At 56.5% G+C, this 25,301-nt stretch carries 23 protein-coding genes and 1 pseudogene; 16 read left to right on the top strand and 8 right to left on the bottom strand.

The genetic code is table 11. From position 1 onward, the window contains the following. Positions 1-2 precede the first annotated feature (2 nt). Positions 3-4,346 carry a translocation/assembly module TamB domain-containing protein gene (locus RBB44_RS15140; protein WP_306148537.1) on the top strand — a complete coding sequence of 1,448 codons (4,344 nt, stop codon included), beginning with the start codon at positions 3-5 and terminating at the stop codon, positions 4,344-4,346. A 9-nt stretch (positions 4,347-4,355) separates the two neighbouring features. On the opposite strand, the gene RBB44_RS15135 is transcribed toward RBB44_RS15140, so the two are convergent. Beyond that, positions 4,356-4,508, bottom strand: coding sequence for a hypothetical protein (locus tag RBB44_RS15135; RefSeq protein WP_306148536.1), 153 nt, complete (start codon positions 4,506-4,508; stop codon positions 4,356-4,358). On the opposite strand from RBB44_RS15135, the gene RBB44_RS15130 reads away from it, so the two are divergent. Together RBB44_RS15130 and RBB44_RS15125 are read left to right on the top strand one after the other, a co-directional pair. After that, on the top strand, positions 4,507-4,950 hold the full coding sequence (locus RBB44_RS15130; protein WP_133947066.1) for a helix-turn-helix domain-containing protein: 444 nt from the start codon (positions 4,507-4,509) through the stop codon (positions 4,948-4,950). The two genes, RBB44_RS15135 and RBB44_RS15130, sit on opposite strands and share 2 nt — an antisense overlap. A 185-nt stretch (positions 4,951-5,135) precedes the next feature. Next, positions 5,136-6,593, top strand: a complete 1,458-nt coding sequence (locus tag RBB44_RS15125; protein WP_306148535.1) for an NAD-dependent succinate-semialdehyde dehydrogenase — start codon at positions 5,136-5,138, stop codon at positions 6,591-6,593. A 6-nt stretch (positions 6,594-6,599) separates the two neighbouring features. Here the strand turns inward: RBB44_RS15125 and RBB44_RS15120 are convergent, their stop codons facing one another. Beyond that, positions 6,600-9,377, bottom strand: a complete 2,778-nt coding sequence (locus tag RBB44_RS15120; RefSeq protein ID WP_306148534.1) for an EAL domain-containing protein — start codon at positions 9,375-9,377, stop codon at positions 6,600-6,602. Between the two features lie 115 nt (positions 9,378-9,492). On the opposite strand from RBB44_RS15120, the gene RBB44_RS15115 reads away from it, so the two are divergent. Together RBB44_RS15115 and RBB44_RS15110 are read left to right on the top strand one after the other, a co-directional pair. Continuing rightward, complete coding sequence (locus RBB44_RS15115; RefSeq protein ID WP_306156134.1) at positions 9,493-9,876, top strand: hypothetical protein; 384 nt, start codon at positions 9,493-9,495, stop codon at positions 9,874-9,876. Between the two features lie 19 nt (positions 9,877-9,895). Further along, a complete protein-coding gene (locus RBB44_RS15110; protein WP_306156133.1) occupies positions 9,896-10,045 on the top strand; it encodes a hypothetical protein in 150 nt (49 codons plus the stop codon). A 104-nt stretch (positions 10,046-10,149) separates the two neighbouring features. Here the strand turns inward: RBB44_RS15110 and RBB44_RS15105 are convergent. From RBB44_RS15105 to RBB44_RS15095, 3 genes and pseudogenes are all read right to left on the bottom strand, one after another. Next, positions 10,150-10,371, bottom strand: a pseudogene (locus RBB44_RS15105) (FecR domain-containing protein); the annotation flags it as partial. A 495-nt stretch (positions 10,372-10,866) separates the two neighbouring features. After that, positions 10,867-12,030: an MFS transporter gene (locus RBB44_RS15100; protein ID WP_306148532.1), complete on the bottom strand. Its 1,164-nt coding sequence runs from the start codon at positions 12,028-12,030 to the stop codon at positions 10,867-10,869. A gap of 50 nt (positions 12,031-12,080) precedes the next feature. Next, on the bottom strand, positions 12,081-12,803 hold the full coding sequence (locus RBB44_RS15095) for a glycerophosphodiester phosphodiesterase family protein (RefSeq protein WP_306148531.1): 723 nt from the start codon (positions 12,801-12,803) through the stop codon (positions 12,081-12,083). 389 nt (positions 12,804-13,192) lie between these two features. Here RBB44_RS15095 and RBB44_RS15090 point away from each other — a divergent pair, with 389 nt between their 5' ends. From RBB44_RS15090 to RBB44_RS15080, 3 genes are read left to right on the top strand one after another with little or no spacing between them, the layout of a single operon-like run. Further along, entirely contained in the window at positions 13,193-13,777 is a 585-nt protein-coding gene (locus RBB44_RS15090; RefSeq protein ID WP_209175099.1) for a YceI family protein, read from the top strand. A gap of 56 nt (positions 13,778-13,833) precedes the next feature. After that, entirely contained in the window at positions 13,834-14,445 is a 612-nt protein-coding gene (locus tag RBB44_RS15085) for a cytochrome b (RefSeq protein WP_306148530.1), read from the top strand. Continuing rightward, on the top strand, positions 14,442-14,996 hold the full coding sequence (locus RBB44_RS15080; protein WP_306148529.1) for a YceI family protein: 555 nt from the start codon (positions 14,442-14,444) through the stop codon (positions 14,994-14,996). The genes RBB44_RS15085 and RBB44_RS15080 overlap by 4 nt, the downstream gene beginning before the upstream one ends. A 26-nt stretch (positions 14,997-15,022) precedes the next feature. Here RBB44_RS15080 and RBB44_RS15075 read toward each other — a convergent pair whose 3' ends face one another. After that, a complete protein-coding gene (locus tag RBB44_RS15075) occupies positions 15,023-15,649 on the bottom strand; it encodes a LysE family translocator (RefSeq protein WP_306148528.1) in 627 nt (208 codons plus the stop codon). Positions 15,650-15,883: 234 nt separating this feature from the next. Between RBB44_RS15075 and RBB44_RS15070 the strand changes: the two genes are divergently transcribed. The 6 genes from RBB44_RS15070 (at position 15,884) to RBB44_RS15045 (ending at position 22,369) form a co-directional block, all read left to right on the top strand. Beyond that, the gene (locus RBB44_RS15070; RefSeq protein ID WP_306148527.1) at positions 15,884-17,521 is read left to right on the top strand and encodes a fumarate hydratase; all 1,638 of its coding nucleotides are present in this window, start codon (positions 15,884-15,886) and stop codon (positions 17,519-17,521) included. Between the two features lie 132 nt (positions 17,522-17,653). After that, entirely contained in the window at positions 17,654-17,959 is a 306-nt protein-coding gene (locus RBB44_RS15065; RefSeq protein ID WP_306148526.1) for a hypothetical protein, read from the top strand. 404 nt (positions 17,960-18,363) lie between these two features. Further along, entirely contained in the window at positions 18,364-18,954 is a 591-nt protein-coding gene (locus tag RBB44_RS15060) for a hypothetical protein (protein ID WP_306148525.1), read from the top strand. A 187-nt stretch (positions 18,955-19,141) separates the two neighbouring features. Beyond that, positions 19,142-20,230: a DUF389 domain-containing protein gene (locus RBB44_RS15055; protein ID WP_306148524.1), complete on the top strand. Its 1,089-nt coding sequence runs from the start codon at positions 19,142-19,144 to the stop codon at positions 20,228-20,230. Positions 20,231-20,631: 401 nt separating this feature from the next. Continuing rightward, a complete protein-coding gene (locus tag RBB44_RS15050) occupies positions 20,632-21,474 on the top strand; it encodes a DUF1989 domain-containing protein (RefSeq protein ID WP_306148523.1) in 843 nt (280 codons plus the stop codon). A 301-nt stretch (positions 21,475-21,775) separates the two neighbouring features. Next, a complete protein-coding gene (locus tag RBB44_RS15045; protein ID WP_133947053.1) occupies positions 21,776-22,369 on the top strand; it encodes a L,D-transpeptidase in 594 nt (197 codons plus the stop codon). A gap of 49 nt (positions 22,370-22,418) precedes the next feature. Here RBB44_RS15045 and RBB44_RS15040 read toward each other — a convergent pair whose 3' ends face one another. Next, positions 22,419-22,985, bottom strand: coding sequence for a TetR/AcrR family transcriptional regulator (locus RBB44_RS15040; protein WP_306148522.1), 567 nt, complete (start codon positions 22,983-22,985; stop codon positions 22,419-22,421). Positions 22,986-23,221: 236 nt separating this feature from the next. On the opposite strand from RBB44_RS15040, the gene RBB44_RS15035 reads away from it, so the two are divergent. Then, positions 23,222-23,851 carry a pyridoxamine 5'-phosphate oxidase family protein gene (locus RBB44_RS15035; RefSeq protein ID WP_306148521.1) on the top strand — a complete coding sequence of 210 codons (630 nt, stop codon included), beginning with the start codon at positions 23,222-23,224 and terminating at the stop codon, positions 23,849-23,851. Between the two features lie 48 nt (positions 23,852-23,899). Beyond that, the gene (locus tag RBB44_RS15030) at positions 23,900-24,859 is read left to right on the top strand and encodes an alpha/beta fold hydrolase (RefSeq protein ID WP_306148520.1); all 960 of its coding nucleotides are present in this window, start codon (positions 23,900-23,902) and stop codon (positions 24,857-24,859) included. 42 nt (positions 24,860-24,901) lie between these two features. On the opposite strand, the gene RBB44_RS15025 is transcribed toward RBB44_RS15030, so the two are convergent. After that, the gene (locus RBB44_RS15025) at positions 24,902-25,264 is read right to left on the bottom strand and encodes a DUF971 domain-containing protein (RefSeq protein ID WP_306148519.1); all 363 of its coding nucleotides are present in this window, start codon (positions 25,262-25,264) and stop codon (positions 24,902-24,904) included. Between the last annotated feature and the right edge of the window lie 37 nt (positions 25,265-25,301).

Below are 25,301 nucleotides of genomic sequence, written 5' to 3'. Positions count from 1 at the left end.
CGATGCGTTTTGTAAATCTAGCCCTGAGGATCATTGGACTGCTGGTCGCACTGGCGGTCGCAATCCCAGTTGTCGCAATCGCAATCCTGCAAATTCCGGCAGGACGGACACTCGTGTCCAACATTGTGAGCGATCTTGCATCCTCCTCTTCCCAAACCATCTCTGTCGAAGACCCTTATCTTGGGTTTGACCTCGACCTTTCGGCCAAACGCATTGCACTGGGCGATGACTTGGGCACCTGGCTCGAAGCGGATGATTTAAGCGTTTCATGGTCTCCGCTTCAGCTCATCTCCGGCACACTGCAAGTCAATGACATCTCCGCCTCCCGGTTCGACCTGAACCGGCTTCCCGCGACTTCGGAAGAGACGCAGCCCGCCGAAAGCACCGATGAAACAGGATCATCTTTCGCGCTCCCTCTTGATGTTGCACTCGGATCGCTCAGCATTTCGGAGATAAATCTCGGCGAGCCACTTCTCGGGACACCGATCGCGCTGGCATTGACCGGCTCAGGCAGTGCGGCAATGGATCCGGCGATCTTTTCGGCCAACCTGGACGTCCGGCGGATCGACGGTGTAGACGCGCAGCTCACCGCAAAAGCAGAGTTCGCCCCCTCGGAAGAAACCCTGGCCTTTGACATCAAGGTGTCCGAACCGCGCGGTGGTTTGGCAGCCCGGGTGCTTGATGTTCCAGACCTTCCGGCCCTCGGCCTTGAGCTGACCGGCAGCGGCCCGCTTAATGAATGGGCCGCGGATCTCAGCATCGCTCTTGATGGACGCCAGACGGTCTCCGGCACGGCCAAGCTTGCCGAAACTGCGGCGGCCCGCCACTTGACCTTCGACCTTGACGGCGACCTCGCCCCACTGGCGCCGCCCGAAGCGCATGCCTTTTTGCTGGGCACAACCAACGCCACCGGCAAGGCAGATTTCACATTGGATTTCGCGCCGCAGTCCGGTGCGATCAACCTGAAAACACAGACCGTCTCCCTGTCGGCCCAAGGGGCGCTTGAAAACAACCGCTTGTCGGCCGATGCCGACTTGGCCGTCAGCGCGGGCGGAGATTCTCTGATTGCACTCGATCTCGGTGACCGACGGATTGCCTTCGGACCATTGACGGTCAAACTCTCCGCAAATGGCGACATGTCGTCGGTCGGCTGGTCAACGGACATTGGACTGGCCTCGTTCGAAACCACTGAAATCCGCAGCGGTCAAATCCAACTGGCGGCAAAGGGAAGCGGTGCAAATCTCACCCCGGACGTGCTGACGACCCCCTTTGATCTCTCCCTGACTGCTGATGGCTTGCAGGGCCTAATGACTGAAATCCAGTTTGTCACGGGTGCTTTGGCACTCAACTCCAATGGATCGGTCAATGGCGCATCGCAAACACTCAATTTGAGCGCCCTCGCCCTCACCTCCAGTTTTGTGAACCTTAATCTATCCGATACTGAGCTGGGTGCGGAAAAGGCGTCCGGCAATGGTCGGCTAACCCTGTCCGATCTAAGCCGCTTTTCACAACTCGCTGTACAAGATCTAGGCGGTGCTGTGACGGCAAGCGTGGATTTCGACCTGGACCCCTCAGCGCTGGAAGGAACAGCAAATCTTCAGGCCGTCGCGCAAGATATTCGGACAGGCACGGCGCAAGCCGATGCGCTGCTCACTGGTCGAACGGACATGAAAGGCACCGTCAAACTTGCCGGTGTGGACGATGTATCGGTTGAAGATTTGACGGTGACAAACACCAATTTAACCCTGGCCGGATCTGCGGATTATGTGTCGGGTACCCTCGCTTCCGGCATCACTGTATCCCTCCTCGATCTCGCTTTGGCGGATCCGCAGTTGGGCGGCGCGCTGGACCTCAGTGCTGAAACATCCGGCCCGCTGGACCGGCTGGACATCACCGCGGATGTGAAATCCAAACAGATCCTCCTGGCCGGCACTCCTCTCGACAATCTGGAACTGGACATCGAGGCGACCGCCGATCCGTCGGCACCGTCCGCGAGCGTCAATGGGTCCGCAGACCTGAACGGGCACACCGTCTCGGTTGATGTGGATCTCAAAAGCGCTGATGGCGCGGCGGAACTCAATCCGTTGGCCGTGAGAGTGGCGGAAAACACAATTTCCGGCGATCTTGCAGTGGCCGACTTGGAAAACCCTGTCGAGACGCTAAGTGGTTCCTTGAAGATCGATGCGCCGAACCTTGCAGCGATCTCCCCCTTGGCCCTGACAGAGCTTGGCGGCCGCCTTGAAGGAACCCTTACCGCCGATCCTGATGCTGGAAAACTTCTGCTGGATCTCTCCGGTTCTGAAATCGACGTTCCTTCAGTCAACATCGGCAGTCTTCAGCTGAAAGCCGATATCGCGCGTCCCTATGATCCCAAAACGGTGTCAGCCGATCTTGTCGTGAACGATCTGATCACGGCGGCAACCCCGGTGCGCAGTGTGGCCCTGACGGCAAAACCGCAAGGCGATGGCACGGCTCTGACCGCCGATGTAAAGCTCGAAGATGGTGCGCAAGATGGCCTCACCCTTGCAGCTGTCCTGTCCCAGCCCACTGCCACGACTTATGCGCTCGCACTCAATCAGCTTGCGCTAAATTATCAGGGCATCGCCAGCCAACTGAAGCAGCCTGCCACGATCACCTATGGCGATGGGACAGCCGACATCACTCCGCTGGAACTTGCGCTCGGTCAAGGGTCGTTATCAATCTCAGGATCTGCCGGCGAGGCTCTGGGCCTGCAAGCCGATCTGAACGCAGTGCCCCTTTCATTGGCGAACGCTTTTGTGTCGTCGCTCGGCATCGGCGGCACTTTGACGGGAACGGTAAATGCAAAAGGCAGCACATCAGCCCCGGAAGTTGACTGGGCGCTCTCCGGCGATGGCCTAACAGCATCTCCCTTGCGGGACAATGGGCTCTCAGCCCTGGCGCTAAACTCAAACGGCACTCTGATTAACAATCAGATATCCCAAACCACGAAGGTGTCCGACGCAAACGGACTGTCTATCAGCGCCAACGGCACCGTCGGACTGACTGCACCGCAGCCGCTTTCCATCACTGTAGACGGAACCATTCCGACTGCGGCCTTGAGACGGCCACTGCTGGAGGCGGGTATCCGCGCGGAAGGCGGAATAAGCTTGAACGGATCCATCGGTGGCAGTGCGCAATCTCCAGCCTATAATCTCACAGCGGCGCCATCCGGCCTCAAGGTAACCAGTCTTTCAACTGGTCTGACTGTGCAAAACATTCGCGGTTCGGCGAACGTCACCCAAGATCAAGCCTCGCTGAATGGTATTGCCGGTGATCTTGCAACAGGTGGGTCTTTGTCGGCATCTGGTACTGTCGGAATGAAAGACGGGTCGCCGGCCAATCTCAACCTTGCCCTCGACAAGGCGCGCTATATTGATCCAGGTCTGGTCAACGCAGAAGTCGATGCCAGCATTTCTGTCACTGGTCCCCTTGCCTCGACCTCCGCATCACCGCTGATCGGCGGCACGGTGACCATCAACAAGGCAGATGTCTCCATTCCAGAGTCGCTGCCCGGGGCAATCCCCCCGGTTGATGTCCGCCACCTCAATGCGTCTGCGGCCGTCCGGCGCCAGGCTGAAGAGCTCGGCGGCGGCGACAGCGGGCGGCAAACCGAACAACGCAGCAACCCTCCACGCCTTGATGTTCTGGTATCGGCACCTGGCCGTATCTTCATTCGCGGACGCGGCCTTGATGCAGAACTACAGGGCAACTTGAAGATTGTCGGAACAACTGCCGATCCCCAAGCCATCGGCGCGTTTACCTTGCGCCGCGGCGTGCTGGACATCCTGACCCGCCGTTTGACGTTCTCCACGGGCCGCGCCACATTTGAAGGCAGCCTCACTCCATTTCTGGAGTTTGTTGCGACCACGACCGTCAGTGACACCACCATTACGATCACGGTCACAGGCGAAGCGGATGATCCGCAGATCGCTTTCACATCCTCCCCGGAACTGCCACAGGATGAAGTCCTGGCACTTCTCTTGTTCGGCAAATCTGTCGGCAACCTGTCTGCCACTCAGATCGCCCAGCTTGGAGCGGCCGTTGCAACCCTGACCGGCGGCAGTGACAGCGGACCGCTTGCCCAGATCCGGAAGTCTCTCGGCCTTGACGCAATCGACATCGACACATCGGGCGAAGATGGACCATCGGTGTCGGTTGGCCGCTATATCAACGACAACATCTACTTGGGTGTCGAGCAAGGCGCGTCCAGCGGCTCCAGCCGTGTGAAAGTCGACATTGACCTCGACCGCGGCCTAAAGGTTCGCGGCGAAGTCGGAGCGGATGGGTCGTCGAAAGCCGGCATTTTCTTTGAGCGGGAGTATTGATGGGCGTTTTTATTGCCAATCGAAACTGTCAAGCATGGCTAAACGATCACCGGCATTTTTAGCGAACCCGGCGCGGATTTCCGCCACACAAATTTCTTTTTCCGACAAATCGCCGGCTTGCTGTTGCGGTGCACCGCCACAACGTGCGAGGGTCCGGCCCATGACCAATCTAAAGAAAATTGAAGTTCCGCAGGAAGACGATCAGACCGTTTATCCGGCTATCGGCGCACCTGCGGACACCGGAGCCAACTACATGTCGAACAGCAGCAGCGACTACACCCTGGGAGAACGGATTTGTAAGGCACGGGATATTGCCGGACTGTCCACCGCTCAGCTCGCGCGCCGCCTCGGCATCAAAACCTCTACATTGCAAAGCTGGGAAAGCGACCGCTCCGAACCGCGGTCCAACAAACTCATCCTGCTGGCAGGCCTTTTGAACGTCAGCCCGACCTGGCTTCTTGTCGGACGCGGGTCGCCGCCTGTTGCAGAAGACACCACCGCAGATCTCGACAGCATGCGGGTCGCCCTTGATCGCATCCAGAAGCAGGCCCAGTCCCTTGCCGATGAGATCGCAACCCTGCAAAGCCGGCTTGGCGGCAGCTGATCCGGCACAATCCCCGATCCGTTCAACGCTTCTTCGTTCACCGCTCAGACACGGCCACGCCGCGTTTGGGCGGTGAACTGTTGCAACAGTGTTTTGCCTTGCCAGACCCTTGGTGATCCGCCTATCACTTGAACAACTCAGACCGGCACTCGCCCGGTTCCTGCACCTATGTCACGGAGTTCTCTATGTCTCTCAATCCGGCGCTCTTGAAACAGCAAGTCTACATCGACGGGTCCTGGGTGGATGCCGACAGCGGCCAAACAATGGAAGTGACCAACCCGGCAACCGGAGATGTGATAGGCACCATTCCGGTCTGCGGCCGGGAGGAGACAAAACGCGCAATCGATGCGGCCCACAAGGCCATGCCGGCCTGGAAGGCCTTGACCGCAGAAGCCCGTGCCACGCTCATGCACAAGCTCTGCGATGAGATCATGGCGGTGATCGACGACTTGGCCGTATTGCTCACCACTGAAATGGGCAAACCGCTCGCCGAGGCCAAAGGCGAAATCGCTCTTGGTGTGAAATACATCCGGTTCTTTGCCGAAGAAGGCAAACGGGTCTATGGCGACACAATTCCGTCTCCGTGGCCGGACCGTCGCATCCTGGTGACCAAGGAGCCTGTCGGCGTTGTCGGCGCGATCACGCCATGGAACTTCCCGAATTCCATGATTGCCCGAAAGCTCGGCGCGGCCCTTGCAGCAGGTTGCACCATGGTGATGAAACCGGCTGAATTCACACCCTACTCCGCTCTGATTTACGGCATTCTTGCAGAAAAAGCCGGTATTCCTGCCGGTGTGGTCAACATCGTCACTGGCGACGCTCCGGCGATTGGCGAAGAAATGTGTGAAAACCCGCTCTTGAGGAAGATCACCTTCACCGGCTCGACCCGCGTCGGCAAACTGCTGGCCGGGAACGCGGGCAAGAACATGAAGAAGATCTCCATGGAGCTTGGCGGCAACGCGCCGTTCATCGTGTTCGACGATGCGGATCTCGACAAGGCCGTTGAGGGCGCAATCGCCTCAAAATTCCGCAATTCCGGCCAAACATGTGTCTGCGCCAACCGGATCTACGTGCAAGCCGGTGTTTACGATGCCTTTGCGGGCAAGCTGAAGGACGCGATTGCCGCACAACTCAAACCCGGCAACGGTCTGGAAGACGGCAGCACACAAGGTCCGTTGATCAATGAGGCAGCTCTTGAAAAGGTGGCCGACCATGTGGCCGACGCTCTTGCAAAAGGCGGTGAGCTGATCTCCGGCGGCAAGCGCAGCGACGGTCCGGGCACTTTCTACGAGCCGACACTGATTGTCGGAGCAACCGCGGACATGAAAGTCGCCAACGAAGAGACGTTCGGCCCCTTGGCAGCGCTCTTCAAATTCGAGAGCGAAGAAGACGCGATCGATCGGGCAAACGACACCGAATACGGCCTGGCCTGCTACTTCTACACCCAGGATCTCGGCCGGACCTTCCGCGTCATGGAAGCTCTGCAGTATGGCCTTGTCGGCATAAACGAAGGCGTTATCACCACTGAAGTCGCGCCCTTCGGCGGCGTCAAGGACAGCGGCATCGGCAACGAAGGCTCCAAATACGGCCTCGATGACTATCTGAACATCAAATACAGCTGCCTTGGCGGCCTCGGCCTCTAAAAGCGGTTAGGCGGACCTGCGAAGAAGTTGCGCAAGGTCCGCAGCGCTCATAGGGCGCCCGAAAAGATAGCCTTGTCCGACACGGCACCCGAGACCGAGGAGCGTTTCAGTCTGTTCCTCGGTTTCAATGCCCTCCATGACTGTTTCCATGCCAAAGGCCTTGGCCATATGTAGGACCGCTTCAATGAGGGCGACGTCCTTCTTGTTGGTTGTCACCTTCGATATGAACATCCGGTCCAACTTGATCTTGGAAAATGGATAGTTCTGAAGATAGGCCAGCGACGAATATCCCGTGCCAAAATCATCCAGAGAGAAACAGCACCCCAGCTCGGCGAGCTCCTGCATGCTGGAGCGGACATCAATGGTCTCGTCAATAAACAGCGATTCTGTGATTTCCAGGTCGAACCGGTCCGCCGGAAATTTGGTGGCTTTGAGCGCATCTTCGACGGTGGCGACGATATCGCCCCGCGAAAACTGGAGGGCGGACACATTGACCGAAAGATTGATGTTGCTGTTCCATTGACCGACCTCTTCCATTGACCGGTGCAAGGTCCAGGCACCCAATTCGACGATAAACCCGTTTTCCTCCGATATCGGGATGAACTCCACGGGTGAGATTTCACCCAATTCTCCGTGCCGCCAACGCAGCAGAGCTTCCACGCCAATGATTTCTCGGCTCCGCAGATCAATCAGTGGCTGGTAAACCATCCGGAGTTCGTTCCGTGAAATCGACTTGAAGAGCTCGGTTTCCAGGCTCCGGCGCCGTTGCAACGTGTCATTCATTTCCGGACGAAAAGCCACGCAGGCCAGCTGAGCGCTTCTCCGCGACAAGGCCAGCGCGTTGCCGGACTTTTTCAGTAGCTCGTCTATTTCGGACGCGTAGTGGTCGACGATGTACCCGAAATCCAGCCGGACAGAGATCCGGGATCCCTCGATCATATAGTCTTTGCCGACGACTTGTTGCACCGTCTCGAGGAACCGTTCAGCGCAGATCTCCCCTTCTTCCGAAATATAGGCTGCAGCAAATACATCGGCCGTGAGCGCCGCCCAAGTCACTTCCGTGCCAAAATGCTGGGTCACGCGGTCCGCAACCGCTTTTCGCAACAAATCCCCGTAGGAAAAACCCAGTGAGGCGATGATCTGGTCAAGATTGGAAATCGAGAACTGAACAAGACAAAGGACCTGCCCATCAAATCCGGCTCTTTCAACGGTTGCCGGCATCTCGTCTTCGAAACCATTGCGGTTGAACAAACCCGTGACAGGATCGAACCTTGCAAGATAAGCCAGCCGTTTGTTGGCTTCGTATTCCTCGGTAATATCCCGGCAGGTCAGACACGCCAGCGCCTCATTTTCCCGCGCGTGTTTCCCTTTTTTGCTGGTTACCGTTTTTTCAGAGCGCGTTACCACATACTCAATAACGCGCAGCTGACCATCTTCCCCAGTCATCTTGAGGAGTTTGGGTTCAGGTTTGCCCTCTGTTGTGTCGGATAACACCGCAACGGCGTCATCCACCAATTCAGCTGGCAAAGCCTCGCGGCCAGAGGCGTTCGGAACAGCGTTCAGACCAAAGAGCTGACGCGCGACTTCACTCGATGCTGTAATCTTCTCCGACCGATCAATCACAACGATGGCATCAAAACTGTCGTCAAAGACCTGTCCCAGCATTCGGACCGTATTGCGCTGGCTGATCTGGTAGAGCTGAGAGATCAGTTTCCTGAGGCCGAGTTCCTGGAAAATGATGACAATCGCAGAGGCGACAAGCAGCACTTGCGCGGACGCCGTTGACATCAGCACGGGACGTTCTTGAAGGGCAAAATACCCGGCAAGCTCCAGGAGCACCATGAAGCCAACCAGCACGGCCAATTTCGTGCTGAGGCCTGTTCTTTTCGTTGTTGCGAGGAGCACAAACAGGAGAAGAACCGATAAAACAGCAGGCATTGCGCCACGGATAATCAACGCCCGGTCCTGCATGAGGGTTTCAGCCCCAAGGGCCTGAATCATTGCGCCAGGAAGGATACCGTAGACGGGTGTTGGAAACAGGTCCCGCAGTTCCTGAGCGCTTGCTCCGATGATGACCTTTTTCCCAAAGACGGTCGTATTGGCGACGTCTCCTTCAAGCACATCAATCATGGATACCCGGGGCATCTGATCAATGGCGATGCTGTAATCCAGCCAAAAGGCCCCTGAGGTTGCGCCGGTATGGCCGCCGAGATAGGCGGCGGCGGACAGCTCCTCAACGCCGTTTAGTTCAAATCCGTAGATGTTTCGCCAAATCCGGCTGTCGGCCTCCACCGGCACCATCACAACGACGGGCCAGGCGAATTCCAAAAATTCCGCTATTGGTTGGTTGAGAATTTCTTCGGATTCGTCCTCTGCACCGGTTGCCGCCTGGCGGAAAGCTGCAAGACTGACGTTTCCTGCACGCTCAATGGACGCCGCAAAAATCGCATCATCTTCCGGAGTTGAGACCGAACTGAAATCGATATCAAAAACGATTTCAGTGACGCCAGCTTCGGACAGATTGTCGATCAGATCCGCGTAGGTTCGCCGCGGTATTGGCCATACGCCAAGTTGCTCGAGCGACCGCGCGTCAATATCGACAAAGAGCAAATCTCCTGTGACCGGACGCTCGGACGCTGTGAACCGGTGTTCCCATAGCATCCGGTCAAGCCCGTCCGTAACGCGGACAGCTTGCAGCGCCAAAAGACCTGCCCCCATCAGGCCTGCAAACACGATCGCTGCAAGAAATCTTTTTAAGTCAGCCGAAATTGCTCCTAATCGCACTTTGCCCGCCCAATCCCACCTCTAAATGCTCGATACACTCCGGCTTGCATCCTATCAGGACGCTTTGGCATCAAGTTTCGGCTCCCCAACCGATAGCTTGAGTACGCAAACACCAATGGCGTTACAAACGACCGCCTGTATCAGCTCCACCGTTGCCGTTGCCGTTTCCATTCCCGTTGTTGCCGGAATTGCCGTTCCCGTTTCCGTTGTTACCGGAATTGCCGTTGCCATTTCCGTTGTTACCGGAATTGCCGTTGCCATTCCCGTTGTTACCGGAATTGCCGTTGCCATTTCCGTTATTACCGGAATTGCCGTTGCCATTCCCGTTGTTGCCGGAGTTGCCGTTGCCATTTCCGTTGTTACCGGAATTGCCGTTCCCGTTTCCGTTGCCACTTCCATTGTTGCCAGCGGATTCGCCGCTCCCGGAAGAACTGCCCGCGCTCCCATTACCGGCGCCACCCGAGTTGCCACCAGCATTCTGTCCCTGGCTGTTTGTTGAGCCTCCCGAAACGCCTTGATTGGAGGTGTTCGTAGACTGGCTCGGAACATTTCCGATTGACGGAGTGGCAAAAGCCGGAGCCCTTGCAGCGCCCGGTGACACAGAGGGCGCATTCACACCGGACACCGACAAGCCCGACCGACTGCCGGGCGCACTTGAGGCACTTTGACCTGGTCCCAGCGAAGCGGTTTGGCCGGTCGCCAAATCGGAGACCTCGACAAGGCCACGTTCAACAGAGACCCGAGCTTCGCGGCTGTTCACGGAAACACCAAACCGCGTTCCTTTGACAACAGCGGCGAGAAAAGGGGTTTCGACTGTAAAATGCGGACGCCCGCGCTTTTGAACATCGACGGTCAGGCGGCCAGAGCGCTGAAGCAGCGTGGTCTTGCGATTGTTGCTCCGATACTTTGAAAGAGCAAACTTGGCATTCGGGCCAACCGAAATGGTCTCTGCGCCGCGCGCGATTAGCGCCCGCGCGCCGGAACGCGTTGCCATGGTGTAACCTGGTTGAAACACCATACCGCGTTGAACGCGGAACGCTTTGACCTCTGGCGCGACAAAATAAACGACCCCAGACACCCGCTTGACAACCCACTCAGCGCGCGCTTCACCGACGCTCGACAGGACCGCGAAACTGCAGAGGAAAAAAGCGAATACGTTGAACCCAATCGATCTGCCAAATGGTTTTATAGCAAGGAGCTTATAAAACACCGTAGACACGTCTATTGACCGAATGGAAACCACGCCAGACACCGTATTTTAGATGATTATTGAAGCACCTTATAACATTGACAATTTTAACGTTAGGTGAAGGTCAGCAAATAGGTCGCGGAACATAAGTTGAACCCCGATGCCATGCTCATACTACCACAGCGATAGAGGCCAAGACTATCGCAACTATTTCCAACTGACGGTCACCTGCGCTGAGGAATTGAAATGCCTGACAAATTCCGGCTTCCATGCTGTCTAACGACAATCAAAACAACAGTTTTATTCAGCCTGTGAACCTTGAACGGCAACACTAGCACTTAACGCTACGATTACCATAAGCAGAGAAAGTCCGGCGAACGTCACGGGCAAGCCGATCCCGTCCGCAACGAAACCGATCACCGCAGGCCCCAATAATATTCCGCCATACCCGGCTGTTGCGACCGCTGCAATCGCGGCGCCTTGCGGCATGACCTTTTGCCGCCCTGTTAAGCTGAAGAGCACCGGGACAATATTGCAGACCCCGGCCCCGATTGCCGCAAATCCGATCAGCGACACAGCCAGGTTGCTCGCCGTTGCAACGAGCAGAATACCGGCAATGGTGATCACTCCGCCCCAAAGCAGGATGTTTTTCGGGCCGAACCTGGCAACCACCCGGTCGCCCAGCAAACGACCGATCGTCATCGTGATTGAAAAACACATGAAGCCAATACCGCCCTGGGCAATGTCCACCAGCCCCTGATCTGTGATCAGCGCAGCGCTCCAGTCCAGAACAGCTCCTTCGGTCAAAAACGTGATGGCAATGAGGAGTGCCAGAAGCAGGACAACGCCTTTCGGGAAAGCCCCGCCCGTTGAAGAACCGCCCGTGCGATTTGGGAGCAGCCGGGGGGCCGCTAAAATCAGCAGCAAGAGGCTTGACAGCGCAATCAAGCCAGCAGATGCGAACGGTGACAGGCCGAGCGTCAAGAAAAGCGTGACACCCCCTGCCCCGGCAAACCCGCCGATGCTGAACTGGGCATGGAACCCCGACATCAGCGGTTTATCCGATCCGCTTTCAACATCCACCGCATGGGAATTCATGCCGACTTCCATGACACCGAGGAAGCTCCCGAACAGGAAAACCGCGATAGCCATGAGCGGGATTGTCTCTGCATACCCAAGAGCCGGAAATCCGGCAATCAAACCGATCCCGGACCCGACGATCACTCGACGGCTTCCAAATGCGGCGCATAGAGGTCCGGCAAGCGGCATGAAAAGAACCGAGCCAATACCGAGGCACAAGAGCAAAAGACCAAGCCCGGCATCATCAACGCCAAGCCTTTGTTGTGCGAACGGGATCAGCGGTGACCAGGCGCCCATGGTCAGTCCACCAATGAAAAACACCAGCCGTGTTGCAAGCCGCGTTTCGAACCGGTTGAGGCTCAAGGCAGCATCATGACCCGTCACCGGTCGCAGTCCTTTTGTGTTTTGCAGGGCCCGGCTCGTGATCAAAAATCCTAGGTCGCCGGGGTCAGAATTTCGTTTTCAACAGAGCGGAAAACGTCGACATGGTCAATGTTCATTTGCTGGATGCCGCACTTGACCGCCAGTTCGAACACGTCGCGATCATCACCGTCATAAAAGAGCTGCGTGGTGAGCCCAGCATCCCTTGCTGAAGCGGCCAGATCAGGGTCCAGGTTGTGCGCTTGAAACTCCAAAATTGCCGCGCCTTGCGCGACCGCCCTTTCAACCGAGCCGACATGATCAAACAAGACCATGAGCCGGAGATCAGGAACACGGGCCCGTGCCTCGGCGCGAATGGCCTGGTCAAAGGAGAACGTCCAGGCTGTTTCCAGGAGACCGTTAGCCTGGAGCATGTCTCTGACCTTCGCCGGGTCTCCTTCTTTGATCTCAGCATAGACCGAAATCCGCTCCCGGCACGCCTTCAGGAATGCATCAAACCGCGGCACACGTTCGCCGGAAAACTCTTTTGAAAACCAGGAACCTGCATCAAGTCGGTCGATCTCAGATGAGAGTTTGTCGGCAAACCGGCCCGAGCCGTTCGTCGTTCTATCCAGCGTGTCATCGTGAAAGACGTAGAGGACACCGTCGCGGGATGGACGGACATCGAGCTCGACAACTTCGGCGCCTGCTTCGATCGCTTTTTCAAGAGACGCCAGGGTGTTTTCCGGGGCTTTGAGGCTGAGGCCACGATGGCAAACAATAGCTGCACGGTTCATGGATATGCTCCAGAAGGTTCGGGGTCAAAGCACCGGCGATGTTGAAGGGAAACGAATCTCGATTGATCGAGACACGAAAGAGATGCCTGAGGACTTTGATACCTTCATGACACATATCACGTTCACCAAACTATAGATTGGTTCAAGGTCAAAAGTGGCCGCTTCGGTCACTATCAACTGTTGCCGAGCGCAGTTGTAGACCTCGCAGAAACTTCCGGTCTTCTCGATAACGCGCCGAGTCGTTTTCCCGAACCATCCGGCGGAATTATGACAAATTGTTCACCCCCAATAAACAGTCAGTCAAATTGCAGCTTTTGAAATACAGCTTATGTGATGGATCAGCGTTCCCCATGGAACGTCTTCAACAGTCTTATTGATGAGGTTCCAAAATGATCCGTCTTGCTACATCTGCCTTTGCCCTGTCCGTTCTCGCTGGCGCTGCTGTCGCTGAACCGGTTGCGTTCGACTTCGACAAGTCCCACTCCAACCTGTCTTTCACGTATGATCACCTTGGCTACTCCACCACCGATGGCCGTTTTGGCGACTGGGATGGCACTCTTTTGATCGACAAGGAAACCCCGGCCAATTCCTCGATCGAGTTCACCATTCAGATCGGCAGCCTCGATACATTCTGGGCAGATCGCGACAAGCACCTCCTGAGCGCCGACTTCTTTGACGCTGAAAAGTTCCCGGAAGCGACCTTCAAGAGCACAAGTGTTGAACAAACCGGCGAGAAGCAGCTTGAAGTCACCGGCGATCTCACCATCAAAGGCATCACGAAGCCGGCGACCCTGACCGTTGATGTCAAGGCAATGGGTGAGCATCCGATGGCGAAGAAGGAATCGGTTGGTTTTGCCGTAAACACCGTGATCAAACGCTCTGACTACGGCATGGACATGTTCGTGCCCTATGTAGGGGACGAGGTCACAATCACGTTTCACACCGAAACGCTTACGACTGCCGCAACAAACTAATCTGCGAAGATGCGGGGAGCCTTGTTAAGGCTTCCCGTTTGCCGAAGGAAACTGCCATGTATCGCAATACGCCAACCGGTTACGGCCGGATAGCCATTTTCTTTCACTGGACCATGGCCCTGCTGATAATCGGCATGCTCGCCTTCGGACTTTATCTCAAGCAGCTGCCGCAGACCGACCCGAACCTTTTTCAGCTGTACCAGCTGCACAAGTCCTTCGGCTTTGTTGTATTGGCGCTTGCGGCCTTCAGGCTGGTTTGGCGTCTGACAAACCCTTCACCGAAACTGCCGTCCGACATGCCGGCTCTTGAAAAACTCGCAGCTCATCTCGGTCATATCGGGCTCTACGTCCTGATCTTCGCAATGCCGATCACAGGCTGGTTCATGGTGTCCGCGTCCCCCTGGGGCATCCCGACGGTGGTCTTTAACGTTCTGCCGATCCCACACCTGCCCTATCCGGAGGCCCTTGGAACAAAAGAACAGGCCGAAGCCTTTTTCATGATCCTCCATGAATATGGTGCGTATCTGTTGATCGCCTTGGTGGTTGTTCACATCGCCGCCGCACTGAAGCACCACTTCATTGCCAAGGACGACACCTTGAAGCGGATGACATCAACCAAGCCAGCTCAAAACGCGCTTGAATCACATTCTGAGAAAGCCAAAGCATGACACTGAAATCACTTGCACTCCTCAGCTGCACCTTGTCTTTCCTGACCGTGCAGCCCGCACTTGCCGCGACATGGACTGTAGATCCGGCGCAGAGCACACTTGGGTTCCAAGTCCAGCAGGGCAGCAGCGCTTTGACAGGACGGTTTACCTCCTGGGACGCATCCATCGAGTTTGACCCGGACGCGCCGGAGAACGCCGATATCTCGGCAACGATCCGCCCGGCCAGCGCCTCCACCGGCAACGCCCAGTTCGATGGGACCCTGCCGAATGGCGACTGGTTCGACACCGCCGCTTTCCCGGACGCCACCTTCGCCGCCGACAGTGTCGAACGGGTGGAAGGCGACAGTTACCGGGCAAACGGAACGCTCACGATCAAAGGTGTGTCCATGCCGCTCGTCCTGGACTTTACGCTGGCTATCAACGGTGACACAGCCACAGCCAATGGCATGGCGACCTTAAACCGTCTTGAATACGGCCTTGGATCCGGTGTCGGCCCAGATACCGTCGGCGATGCAGTCACCGTCACGCTCAATCTCACAGCGACCCGCTGACAATTCCTAAGGGGCCCGCGCGGTCTTCAGCCGCGCGAGGCCGCCAGACCGATGCCGCTGGCAACGAACAAACCGCCAATCGCTTTGTGCATCCGTCCCATAAACCGTCGCGACAGGCGAAGAACGCTCAAACGGCTTCCCACGAAGCCGTAAATCATAGCGACCGAGAACGACACCAGCGCGATCAGAACAACCATCCCGGTCAGCTGAGTGACAGCTGTTCCCGATGGGTCAAGAAACTGGGGAAACAAAGCCGTGAAAAACACAACTGCCTTGGGATTTGAAGCAGCGACGAGAAATCCGCTCCGATAAAGGCGCCCGGTCGTATCCGCTTCTGACCGTTTGTCTCCGCCGATGTCGAGCCCGTTGGAAGCGCTGCGCCACATCGAAAAGCCAAGATAAACAAGATATGCCGCACCAGCATATTTGATGAACATGAACAAGACAGCCGATTTGGCAAGCACAATGCCGAGACCAGCGCAGGCCAAGATGGCCTGCACCACGGAAGCACTCATATTTCCAAGTGCGGTCGCAAGCACCTGTTTCCATCCATAACGCGCACCGTGGGTAAATGCGATTAAAGTGCTCGGGCCCGGCACCATCGAGGCGGTGAAGACTGTCAGCGCGAACAGGGCCCAAAACGACAGGTCCATAAGTCCCCCAAAGATAATAGCTAAATGAACACGATCAGATCGGACGAATTTCCTGATCGCACTGTTTCACAAGCGCTCAACAAGCTCAACGGCTATGCGCCGAATTTCGAAAACCGGATCGATTGCGTCTTATGTCGGCTTGGACTCTTCCAACATTTTGCTTAAGAACACGCCACAGACCTTTTGCCAGGGGCTGAACCGTCAGCGCCTAGCCAGATCAGGAAGGCTTTTTGCATGAACGCGCCCGTCACCCCGCCAGACTATCAGCACAGCGCCCTCTTCCCGCAAGGCGAAGACACAACGCCCTATCGCAAGCTGACCTCTGACCACGTCAAAACAGCCGAATTCAACGGCGAAGAAGTTTTGGTCGTCGAGCCGGAAGGCCTGCGTCTTCTGGCCGAAGAGGCCTTCAAGGACATCAACCACTTTTTGCGCCCCGGACACCTCGAACAGCTGCAAAAGATCCTGGATGATCCGGAAGCCACCGAAAACGACAAGTTCGTCGCCTTTGATCTACTGAAAAACGCCAACATCGCGTCCCATGGCGTCTTGCCGATGTGCCAGGACACAGGCACAGCGATCATCATGGGCAAGAAGGGCCGGCGCGTGTGGACCTCCGGCGGCGACGAGGCATCGCTCGGTGAAGGTGCGCGCGATGCGTATTACAAGAAGAACCTGCGCTATTCGCAGCTCGCGCCGATTTCCATGTTCGAGGAGAAAAACACCAAGAACAACATGCCGGCGCAGATCGAACTCTATTCAGAGGGCGAAGACGCCTACAAGTTCTTGTTCATGGCCAAGGGCGGTGGTTCGGCGAACAAGACCTTCCTGTTCCAGGGAACGCCGTCGCTCCTAACCCATGACCGCATGATCGACTTCCTGAAGGAAAAAATCCTCACGCTCGGAACGGCCGCCTGCCCGCCCTACCACTTGGCGATCGTCATCGGCGGCACGTCGGCGGAAATGAACCTGAAGACGGCGAAATACGCCTCCGCCCGTTATCTCGACAACCTGCCGACCGAAGGCTCGGAAGCCGGGCACGCGTTCCGCGATCTGGCGATGGAAGAAGAGATCCACAAACTGACACAGGCAACCGGCGTTGGCGCACAGTTCGGCGGCAAATACTTCTGCCACGATGTCCGTGTGATCCGCCTGCCACGCCATGGTGCCTCCCTGCCGATCGGTCTGGCCGTGTCCTGCTCCGCCGACCGTCAAGCTGTCGGCAAGATCACCAAGGACGGTATTTTCCTTGAACAGCTGGAAATGCATCCGGAAAAATATCTGCCGGAAATCACCGATGAACACTTGGGGGGTGACGTCGTCGAGATCGACTTGACGAAGCCGATGTCCGAGATCCTCGGGGAACTCACAAAACATCCGATCAAGACCCGTCTCTCCCTGACCGGAACACTTATTGTTGCCCGTGACGCGGCCCACGCCAAACTGCGCGAACGGCTGGAGGCCGGTGAGCCCCTGCCCGACTACATCAAGAACCACCCGGTTTATTACGCGGGCCCTGCCAAGACCCCGGACGGTATGCCCTCCGGTTCCTTCGGGCCGACAACGGCCGGACGCATGGACGCCTATGTCGATCAGTTCCAGGCGGCCGGCGGCTCGATGGTCATGTTGGCAAAGGGCAACCGCTCGGCTCAAGTCCGCCGCGCCTGTCAGGCGCATGGCGGGTTTTATCTCGGCTCCATCGGTGGCCCGGCTGCCCGGCTTGCCCAGGACTGCATCAAGAAGGTCGAGGTCGTCGAATTCGAGGAACTTGGCATGGAAGCGGTCTGGAAGATCGAAGTCGAAGACTTCCCCGCCTTCATCGTCGTCGACGACAAGGGCAATGACTTCTTCAAGGAACTGAATTTGGGGTGAATGTGGCCGGGATCCGGTAAAACCAACTTATTCTAGTGTAGCCCGCAAGTAGCCATACTTGCGGGCTTCATATTCCTTAAACCTCTGATTGTCACCTTAGAGACGAAACAAATAAATCACTCGGAGCTTTGAGTGTTTGGTCTTTCCCTGTTCAAAAGACATAACCGCCACAAACTCATCGGATTCTGTTTGCTTTCACTATGCGTGTTCGGCCTGATCTTCGTCGGCGCAGACACAATCCAAGCCGATTATCGGGCTCAATGGGCCGTAGAGCTACTTGGTGTTACAGGTGCCCTTTGGCTATTTCGTATTCTTTCGATTCTCCTATTGGTAGGACTGGTGTTCGGTCTGAAATCCGATTTTCGCGCCGACAAGAAAATGGATCGCATTGCGACCCAGAGAAATCTGCTCGATAAAAGTGTACGTCGAGATCCGTGATAAGACGCGGAATTGAGTAGCAGAAATCCTGTCCCCGCTACGGGTGCGGAGCCTCCCATGCCGTGCCGATGTTTCGCACCCATGCTGATCGAGTGAAAAGGAAACGGCATGGATCACCGGGTCAAGCCCGGCGATGACATAGGAGAAGCTGCGGGTTTCGCCACACATTTTCGAACTCCCGCTCCGCCGTCCCGGGCGCGACCCGGGACCACAATCGTGTTGTTATAGGTCCCGGCTCAAAGGCCGGGACGGCCACGTATTGAACGGCATTCCGGGAGTTATTGCGCCAAAAGACCAAGTCTCCGTTACCGGGCCATCTCCTTAAGCATTTAGGGCAATCTGAAAGCCTATTTTAAGTTGTATTCTCTATCTTCTCAGCAATTCTGACATGCGGAGGATCGGGAATGCGGCAGCAGAAATCCTTTGGAAAGCGCGACCACAGTTTTGTCCCGCAAGAGCGGGGACGGTCCCTGCCCCGCCGTCCAATCCACGATGCGGTCGATAGCTATGAAGATCCTGTCCTTGTGCGCTTTGCAACGGACACGCCCTGGCCGGCCTATGCTGCTGCGGGAACTACGCTGGCGGTCATAGCGACCACACTTTTCGCTGTTGGCGAGGTTAGCACCATAACACTGCTGATGTTGGTTCCGATGATGACCTTCGTCGGTTTCATCCTGTTTCTGCAGTTCAAGGGACTGCAACGTGGCATGCAGGGTGAAAAGGAAAAGAGGAAGCGCGCGATCCAGGCGAAGTATCCACTGGTGCCGATTGCCGGAATGATCGCCGGACTTGTCTATTTTATGATCACCAGGGAACAGAGCCTTTTGGACATTGCGGGCTATGACTGGTCCGGGATGTTCGGATTGCGCACCGACATCGGAAAGGACGAGCCGCTGACGGCACAGTTGTTGGAGACAATGGCCAAGTTCGGCGGTGCCGGGGTCGCCGTGGCCGTCCTTTGGTACAAAGTCACCAAGAAAGAGCCTGCAGACTGACCGGCCTCCAAGAACGGGAAAACGCGCCTTCTGAATGTTAGGTACAGGTCACTAGCCAGGTGTTTACCAAGGAAGCTTGCACAATGTGACACGCCTACTTCGGCCCGGTTAAGCGTAAATTTCACAGGATTGAGAACCGCTAAACATCAACGCATCCTACGTCAGCTTGCGATTGATGAGGTGCGCCGTGCGACGACCGATTTACGCATTGTGGTTCCGCCCCCGCCCTGATGCGGAGCCATCTGAAAAAACGAACGGAAATGAACTCGCGGCCCGCATGGAGCGGTTCTCCGCCGCCACTTTCCCTTTCTTTCTGATGCTCTCCTTAAGCGCCGTCCTGGCAACTTTGGGCCTGGTTGCCAACAGCACCGCAACAGTGATTGGAGCAATGATCATTGCGCCCCTGATGGCGCCCATTCTGAGCCTCGCATTTGGCATAGCAACTTACGACTGGGCACTGATCACACGCTCGGCTGTCACCGTTCTGGCAGGAACAGTGTGTGTGGTGACGATCGGGTATCTCGGGGTGATGGCCATTGGCGCGCGGATCGTAGGACCGGAGATCCTCGCAAGAACCAGCCCGTCGATGATTGATCTCGCCGTTGCCCTGGCTGCAGGCTGTGCTGGCGCCTATGCGCAAACCCGGCCCAGCATCGCCGATTCCATTGCCGGGGTCGCGATCGCGGTTGCCCTTGTCCCTCCCCTTGCTGTTGCCGGAATTGGGCTGGCTTTGGGCAGCAAGGCAAGCTCTGAGATCGGTCTGCGTCTCGACGAGTTCGGTTTGCAGGATGCGGGCATCGATGTCGCAGCTGGAGGGGCTCTGCTATTTTTAACAAACCTTGCCGGCATCATTATCGTCGCCGCTCTGGTGTTTCTTTTGCAGAACTATGGCCAGTGGAAGAAGGGTCTCGCCTTACTGATCGTTGCTTCGCTTGGCGGCTACGTCCTTGTGCCTCCGCTCAACACGGCCTTGCACGAGATCTATGTCAAAAACCGCCTCTTGCGGCTGGTGAACAAAAACCTCGAACGGGAACCCACCTTTGGTTCCAAAGGCACCGAGGTGCGGATCCAAACGGTCAATGTGGGCTATCGCAACGACCATTTGTTCATCCGGGTCGACCTTCTGGCCGACCGCCAAAAACTGGCGCAAGCCCAAGAGAATCTTGAACGTTTCAGTGCCCAGCTGGCAAAGGACATTGGCGAAGACGTCCTTATAGAGGTCGACATCGGCGCCATAGATGTCATGCGCTTACGTGCGCTCGGCCGAGGGAGTTGATGTTTCCGCGCCAGAGCCACGCGCACGACCCGACTGTTCCGCCGTGCACACCAAGACTATCAATCCTGATCATCAGTGTCGGATTTCAACGCTTCACCTGAAGTTTCGGCGTCCGTCCGCTTTAACGGTTTCAGCGCCACGCACATCTGACGAATGTGAGATGTTCTTCTTCCGCCGTACTGAGCCATGATGTCCTCCCAAGGATCTTCCGTTCAACTGAAATAAGACTATCCAAGGCGTGTGCTTCATGACGTGATGGTCGTCACATCCGGGCCGAATAAGACCCACCGGACCATTACAGTTTTGACAGGAGACAGGTCGTTTTCTCTGCCAACCGGTCTTGCAAGGCGTCACCGGCCCGGCCACAACTCGTCCATCGTCAAATTTTGCTGGACGCACCGATGACCCAACCTGTTGATGCTGCAGACCGCCGTGCGATCCGCCCGGTGATTTGTTATCCGAACGACACCCTGCCGTCCCCTGACCTGCCGCTCTATGGAAAGGCGCGCGAAGGGGCTGAAAAAATTGGTGAGGTGACGGTGCCGCCACGGGAAGCGGCGAGCATTGAAGTCCCGACCGGATGTTTCTTGAGGATCACTTCGATTGAGGGCCCACAGGTAGGTGACCTCAATCTCTTCAACAGCGCAGATCTCACCGAACGGTTTTACTCCGGCAAGACCCGTGCTCTCCATGGCACGCATGTGACCACCGGCGACCGTCTCTGGTCGAACTTCCCGACCCTGCGCCCGCTGGCAACGGTCACCACCGATACCCTCGACTGGTATGGCATCGATGAATTCGGCGGCTCGGTGCACGATGTTATCGGCACCCGCTGCGACCCGTATACCGGCCGTGCGCTTGGCGGTCCCGACTATCATCATTGCTGCCATTCCAATTTGACCCGTGCGCTCGCTCAGACAAAAGGCATGAGCCTGGAAGACGCGGAACAACATGTGCATGATGTCCTGAATGTCTTCATGTGCACCGGTTTTACTCGCGACACCGGTCAGTACTTCATGAAGGCCAGCCCAGTGCGGCCGGGCGACTATCTGGAACTCTTCGCCGAAATCGGATTGCTCGCCGTCATGAGCGCCTGTCCTGGCGGAGATTGCGGATCTGAGCATTCCAGCGATACAGCGCCCTGTCATCCAATGCTCATGGAAGTCTTCAAGCCGCAGGATGGTCGCCTCGCTGGATGGGAATCACCTGATATCAATCCGTATGACCGCAGCCACGGGGCCTGACGCATGGGAATTGATTGGAAATTTTAGAAGAGCGGCGGCAAAGTGTGTTCCGGATCACCAAAAAGAGTGACTGCAAAGACTAACTTATGCGTGTGCCGTCGGTTTTGACTGCACTGACGTGCATGAATTGTTGCTAATGAAGCACAAATATCGGCTGATATAGGTCGATCACAGATACGTGAGATGGAAGACGCGCCTCGATTACGCCAATAGTGTTAACGGTACGGCAAGGACGTCTTTTTATCTTGAAGACATGGATTCGCCTCTCCGTCAGGAGGCTGGGTGCTTACGGGGAAATGTTATGAGAAAACTTTTTTATTTGGTTTTGGCAGTCGCGATCAGCGCGATCATGTTCGAAACCCCGGCCAGTGCGCAAGGAACGTACTTCGATCCGGTGAGCAAACGCTGGCTCACCATGAAATATCATCCAGGCGGGCCGTCCCCGATCAAGCGCAAGCGCGTGCGTTATGACGGTCCTTACAGCCCGGGCACGATTGTCATCGACACGTCCGAGCGCCGCCTTTACCACATCCTGGACAATGGCCGCGCCATGAAATACGGCGTGGGTGTCGGCAAGGAAGGCTTCCAGTGGGCCGGGACACACCGCGTAACCCGCAAGGCTGAGTGGCCGAGCTGGACACCTCCGGCGCAAATGCGGGCGCGCGAGCGTGCCAAGGGCCGGATCCTTCCGGCGCACATGAAAGGCGGCCCGAACAACCCGATGGGCGCACGCGCGCTTTACATCGGCAACACCTTGTACCGCATTCACGGCACCACGGAACCGTGGACGATCGGCTCAGCGGTCTCTTCCGGCTGCATCCGGATGGCAAATGAAGACGTCATCCATCTTTACAAGAGCGTAGATGTCGGCGCGAAAATCGTCGTGAAGCGCTGATCTGTCAGCCGCATGTCATCAAGGAAAGGCCGGGGCATCCCGGCCTTTTTTATTTGCCAGTAGCTTGTCCGATCAGCACCGACGCAGCCGCATGTGCATCGCGGGCCGGCGTTTTGGAGTACCCCATGCGCGCTGCGACGATTGCACCCTCGATCAGAAGCATCAACTGTAGGCCCAATTGATCCGGCAGATCTGCACCGGCAGCCTTGGCCAGGCCAATCAAGTCGTTCAGCAGGAGCCGTTTGTGTTCGCGGGCCTGCGCCGGGATCGCCGCTTCACCGTCAGAGAACTCCGAGGCTGCCTTGATGAACAAGCAGCCGTGAAAATCCGGCTGCTCAAACCATTCCTGCAACAGATCGAAAACCGCCAAGAGTTGCTGATCTGGCGCTCCTGAGAACCGGTCAAGTTTCCGGTGCATCCAGTTGCGGAACGTCTCATCCCGCAGCCGCAAGGTCGCCAGGATCAGTTCATCCTTGTTGCGGAAGTGCTTGAACATCGTTGTCTTGCTGATACCGGTCTCAGCCACAAGCGCATCCATACCGGTCGCCTGAAATCCATCCCGATCGAAAATCTCTTGGGCTTTATGGACCAGTTCATCGCGTTTACTCGGGCGCATGCTCACTCCTATGTGTACTGATCTGTATATATATTAAGATTGACTTTCCATTCAAACTAAATTTTTGAAATCCAGTATTATTCATTTATTACAGATATTTATTTGAGTTTAGATGAATTTCAAAGCGCGCGAGCTCAAAAAATATGTCTGACTCCCCTTGATTAAATGAACAGATCTGTACATATACAAACCATCAAAGTGGACAGATCGGTACATCATCAGATTGGAGACCCGTCATGGCACGCGCATTATCAACCATTGCCTTCACCCCGGCTGTTCGGGCGCGGCAAACGGAAGAAGGTTCCCGGGAGGCTTACGCCCCGCTCGATCTTCCGGAGGCAGACAACGGCGATCGGCTGGGCCCAGCAGAAGCTGCCTTCATCTCCGAACGCGATGGCTTCTATCAGGCAACCGTTTCCGAGACCGGCTGGCCCTACGTTCAGTTTCGCGGCGGCCCCCGCGGGTTCTTGAAGGTTCTGGATGAAAAGACGCTGGCCTATGCGGACTTTCGCGGCAACCGGCAGTACATCAGCTCCGGAAACCTCAAAGAAAATGACCGTGTATCCCTGATCCTGATGGATTACCCAAACCGTCGCCGTCTGAAAGTCTGGGCGCGGGCCCGGCAGATTGATGCCAAGGACGATCCGAACCTTATCGCAACCCTGCGCGAAGACGGATATCGCGGCCTGCCAGAACGCGCCGTCGCCCTGACGATCGAAGCCCTCGACTGGAACTGTCCGCAGCACATTCCAAAGCGCTACACGCTGGAAGAACTCGCCCCGGACATTCTGGCTCTTAAAAACCGCATTTCAGAACTCGAAGCGGAAAACGCGGAACTCAAAGACTTCCTGAAACCCGCACCCTAAACCTGACGCCGGCAGTTTCCGGCGACCCACTACAATAGGAGACTTCCCATGTCGCTGATTACCAGAACCCTTTCGGCTGCCTTGTTGGCAGCGGCCTTGATCACACCAATAGCGTCATCCAACGCGTCAGAGCGCGCCTCCGCGTTTGAGACCAAGTTTGGATACGAAACGATTGACGGGTTGCGGATAGCTTATCGGGAAGCCGGAGACCCGGCCAATCCGACTGTGCTGCTGCTGCACGGCTTTCCGACCTCGTCGCACATGTTCCGCAACCTGATTCCGGACCTTGCCGCGGACTATCACGTGATCGCACCTGACTTTCAGGGATTTGGCGCATCCGACATGCCGTCCGCTGAGACCTACGATTACACGTTTGACAACCTGGCCGGTACGGTCGAAGAACTTTTGGAGCGCAAGAACATTGAAAATTATGCACTCTACCTGATGGACTATGGCGCGCCGGTAGGATACCGCCTGTTCGCCGATGCGCCGGAGAAGGTCACGGGTTTTATCATTCAAAACGGCAACGCCTATGAAGAAGGACTGCCGGAGTTCTGGGATCCAATTCGGGCCTATTGGGCAGATCCGTCAGAGGAAAATGCAGCGCCTCTGCGCGCGTTCCTCGGGATCGAAGGCACCAAATGGCAATTCACCCATGGAACCCGTAACCCGGAAGCCATCAACCCGGACAATTACTGGCACGTCCAATACCTTTTGGATCGTCCGGGAAATGCCGAGGTTCAACTGGAGCTGTTCTATGATTACCGGACCAACCTGACGCACTATCCGGAATGGCAGGCTTTGTTCCGCGAGCATCAGCCGCCTGCCCTCGTGGTCTGGGGTAAGAATGATCAGATCTTCCCGGCGGAAGGCGCTCACCCCTATCGGCAGGACCTGACCAACGTCGAGTTCCATCTTCTGAATACCGGGCACTTTGCTCTTGAAGAAGACGGCGCGTTCATAGCTGAAGAAATTCGGGATTTCCTGGAACGCGAAATCACCCAGTAATCCAACAGAGGTAGCGCGGCAAAAACCGCGCTGCCCATCACATTAACGGCTGAGGCCCTTCTCACCGAGCTCCTGCAAATACCCGCCCCAGTGCTTTGACCGGTCCGTTGCCAGTTCCAGGAGATAGGTCCAGCTGAAAATTCCGGAATTGTGCAGGTCGTCGAAATGAATGCGGACGGCGTAGTTGCCGACCGGATCGATCTTCATGATGCCGACGTTTTTCTTGCCCGGGACCGTTTTCTTCTGCGAGGGAGCATGACCCTTTACCTCCGCCGACGGTGAACACACCCGCAGATATTCCGCGCTCAACTCGTGTCGCTCCCCGTCGTTGAAAGCAACGGTCAGCGTCTTGCGATCCTTTGAAACCCTGAGTTCGGTTGGCCAGGGTGCGGAAGAGTCGGTCATTTTGTCTGTGTCCGGTTAGGCAGAATTTGGTGGCGCG

It is taken from the genome of Roseibium sp. MMSF_3247, from assembly GCF_030733765.1.
Classification (GTDB): domain Bacteria; phylum Pseudomonadota; class Alphaproteobacteria; order Rhizobiales; family Stappiaceae; genus Roseibium.
Note: the sequence above shows the minus strand (reverse complement) of the source record. Positions and strands in the feature narration are given on the sequence as shown.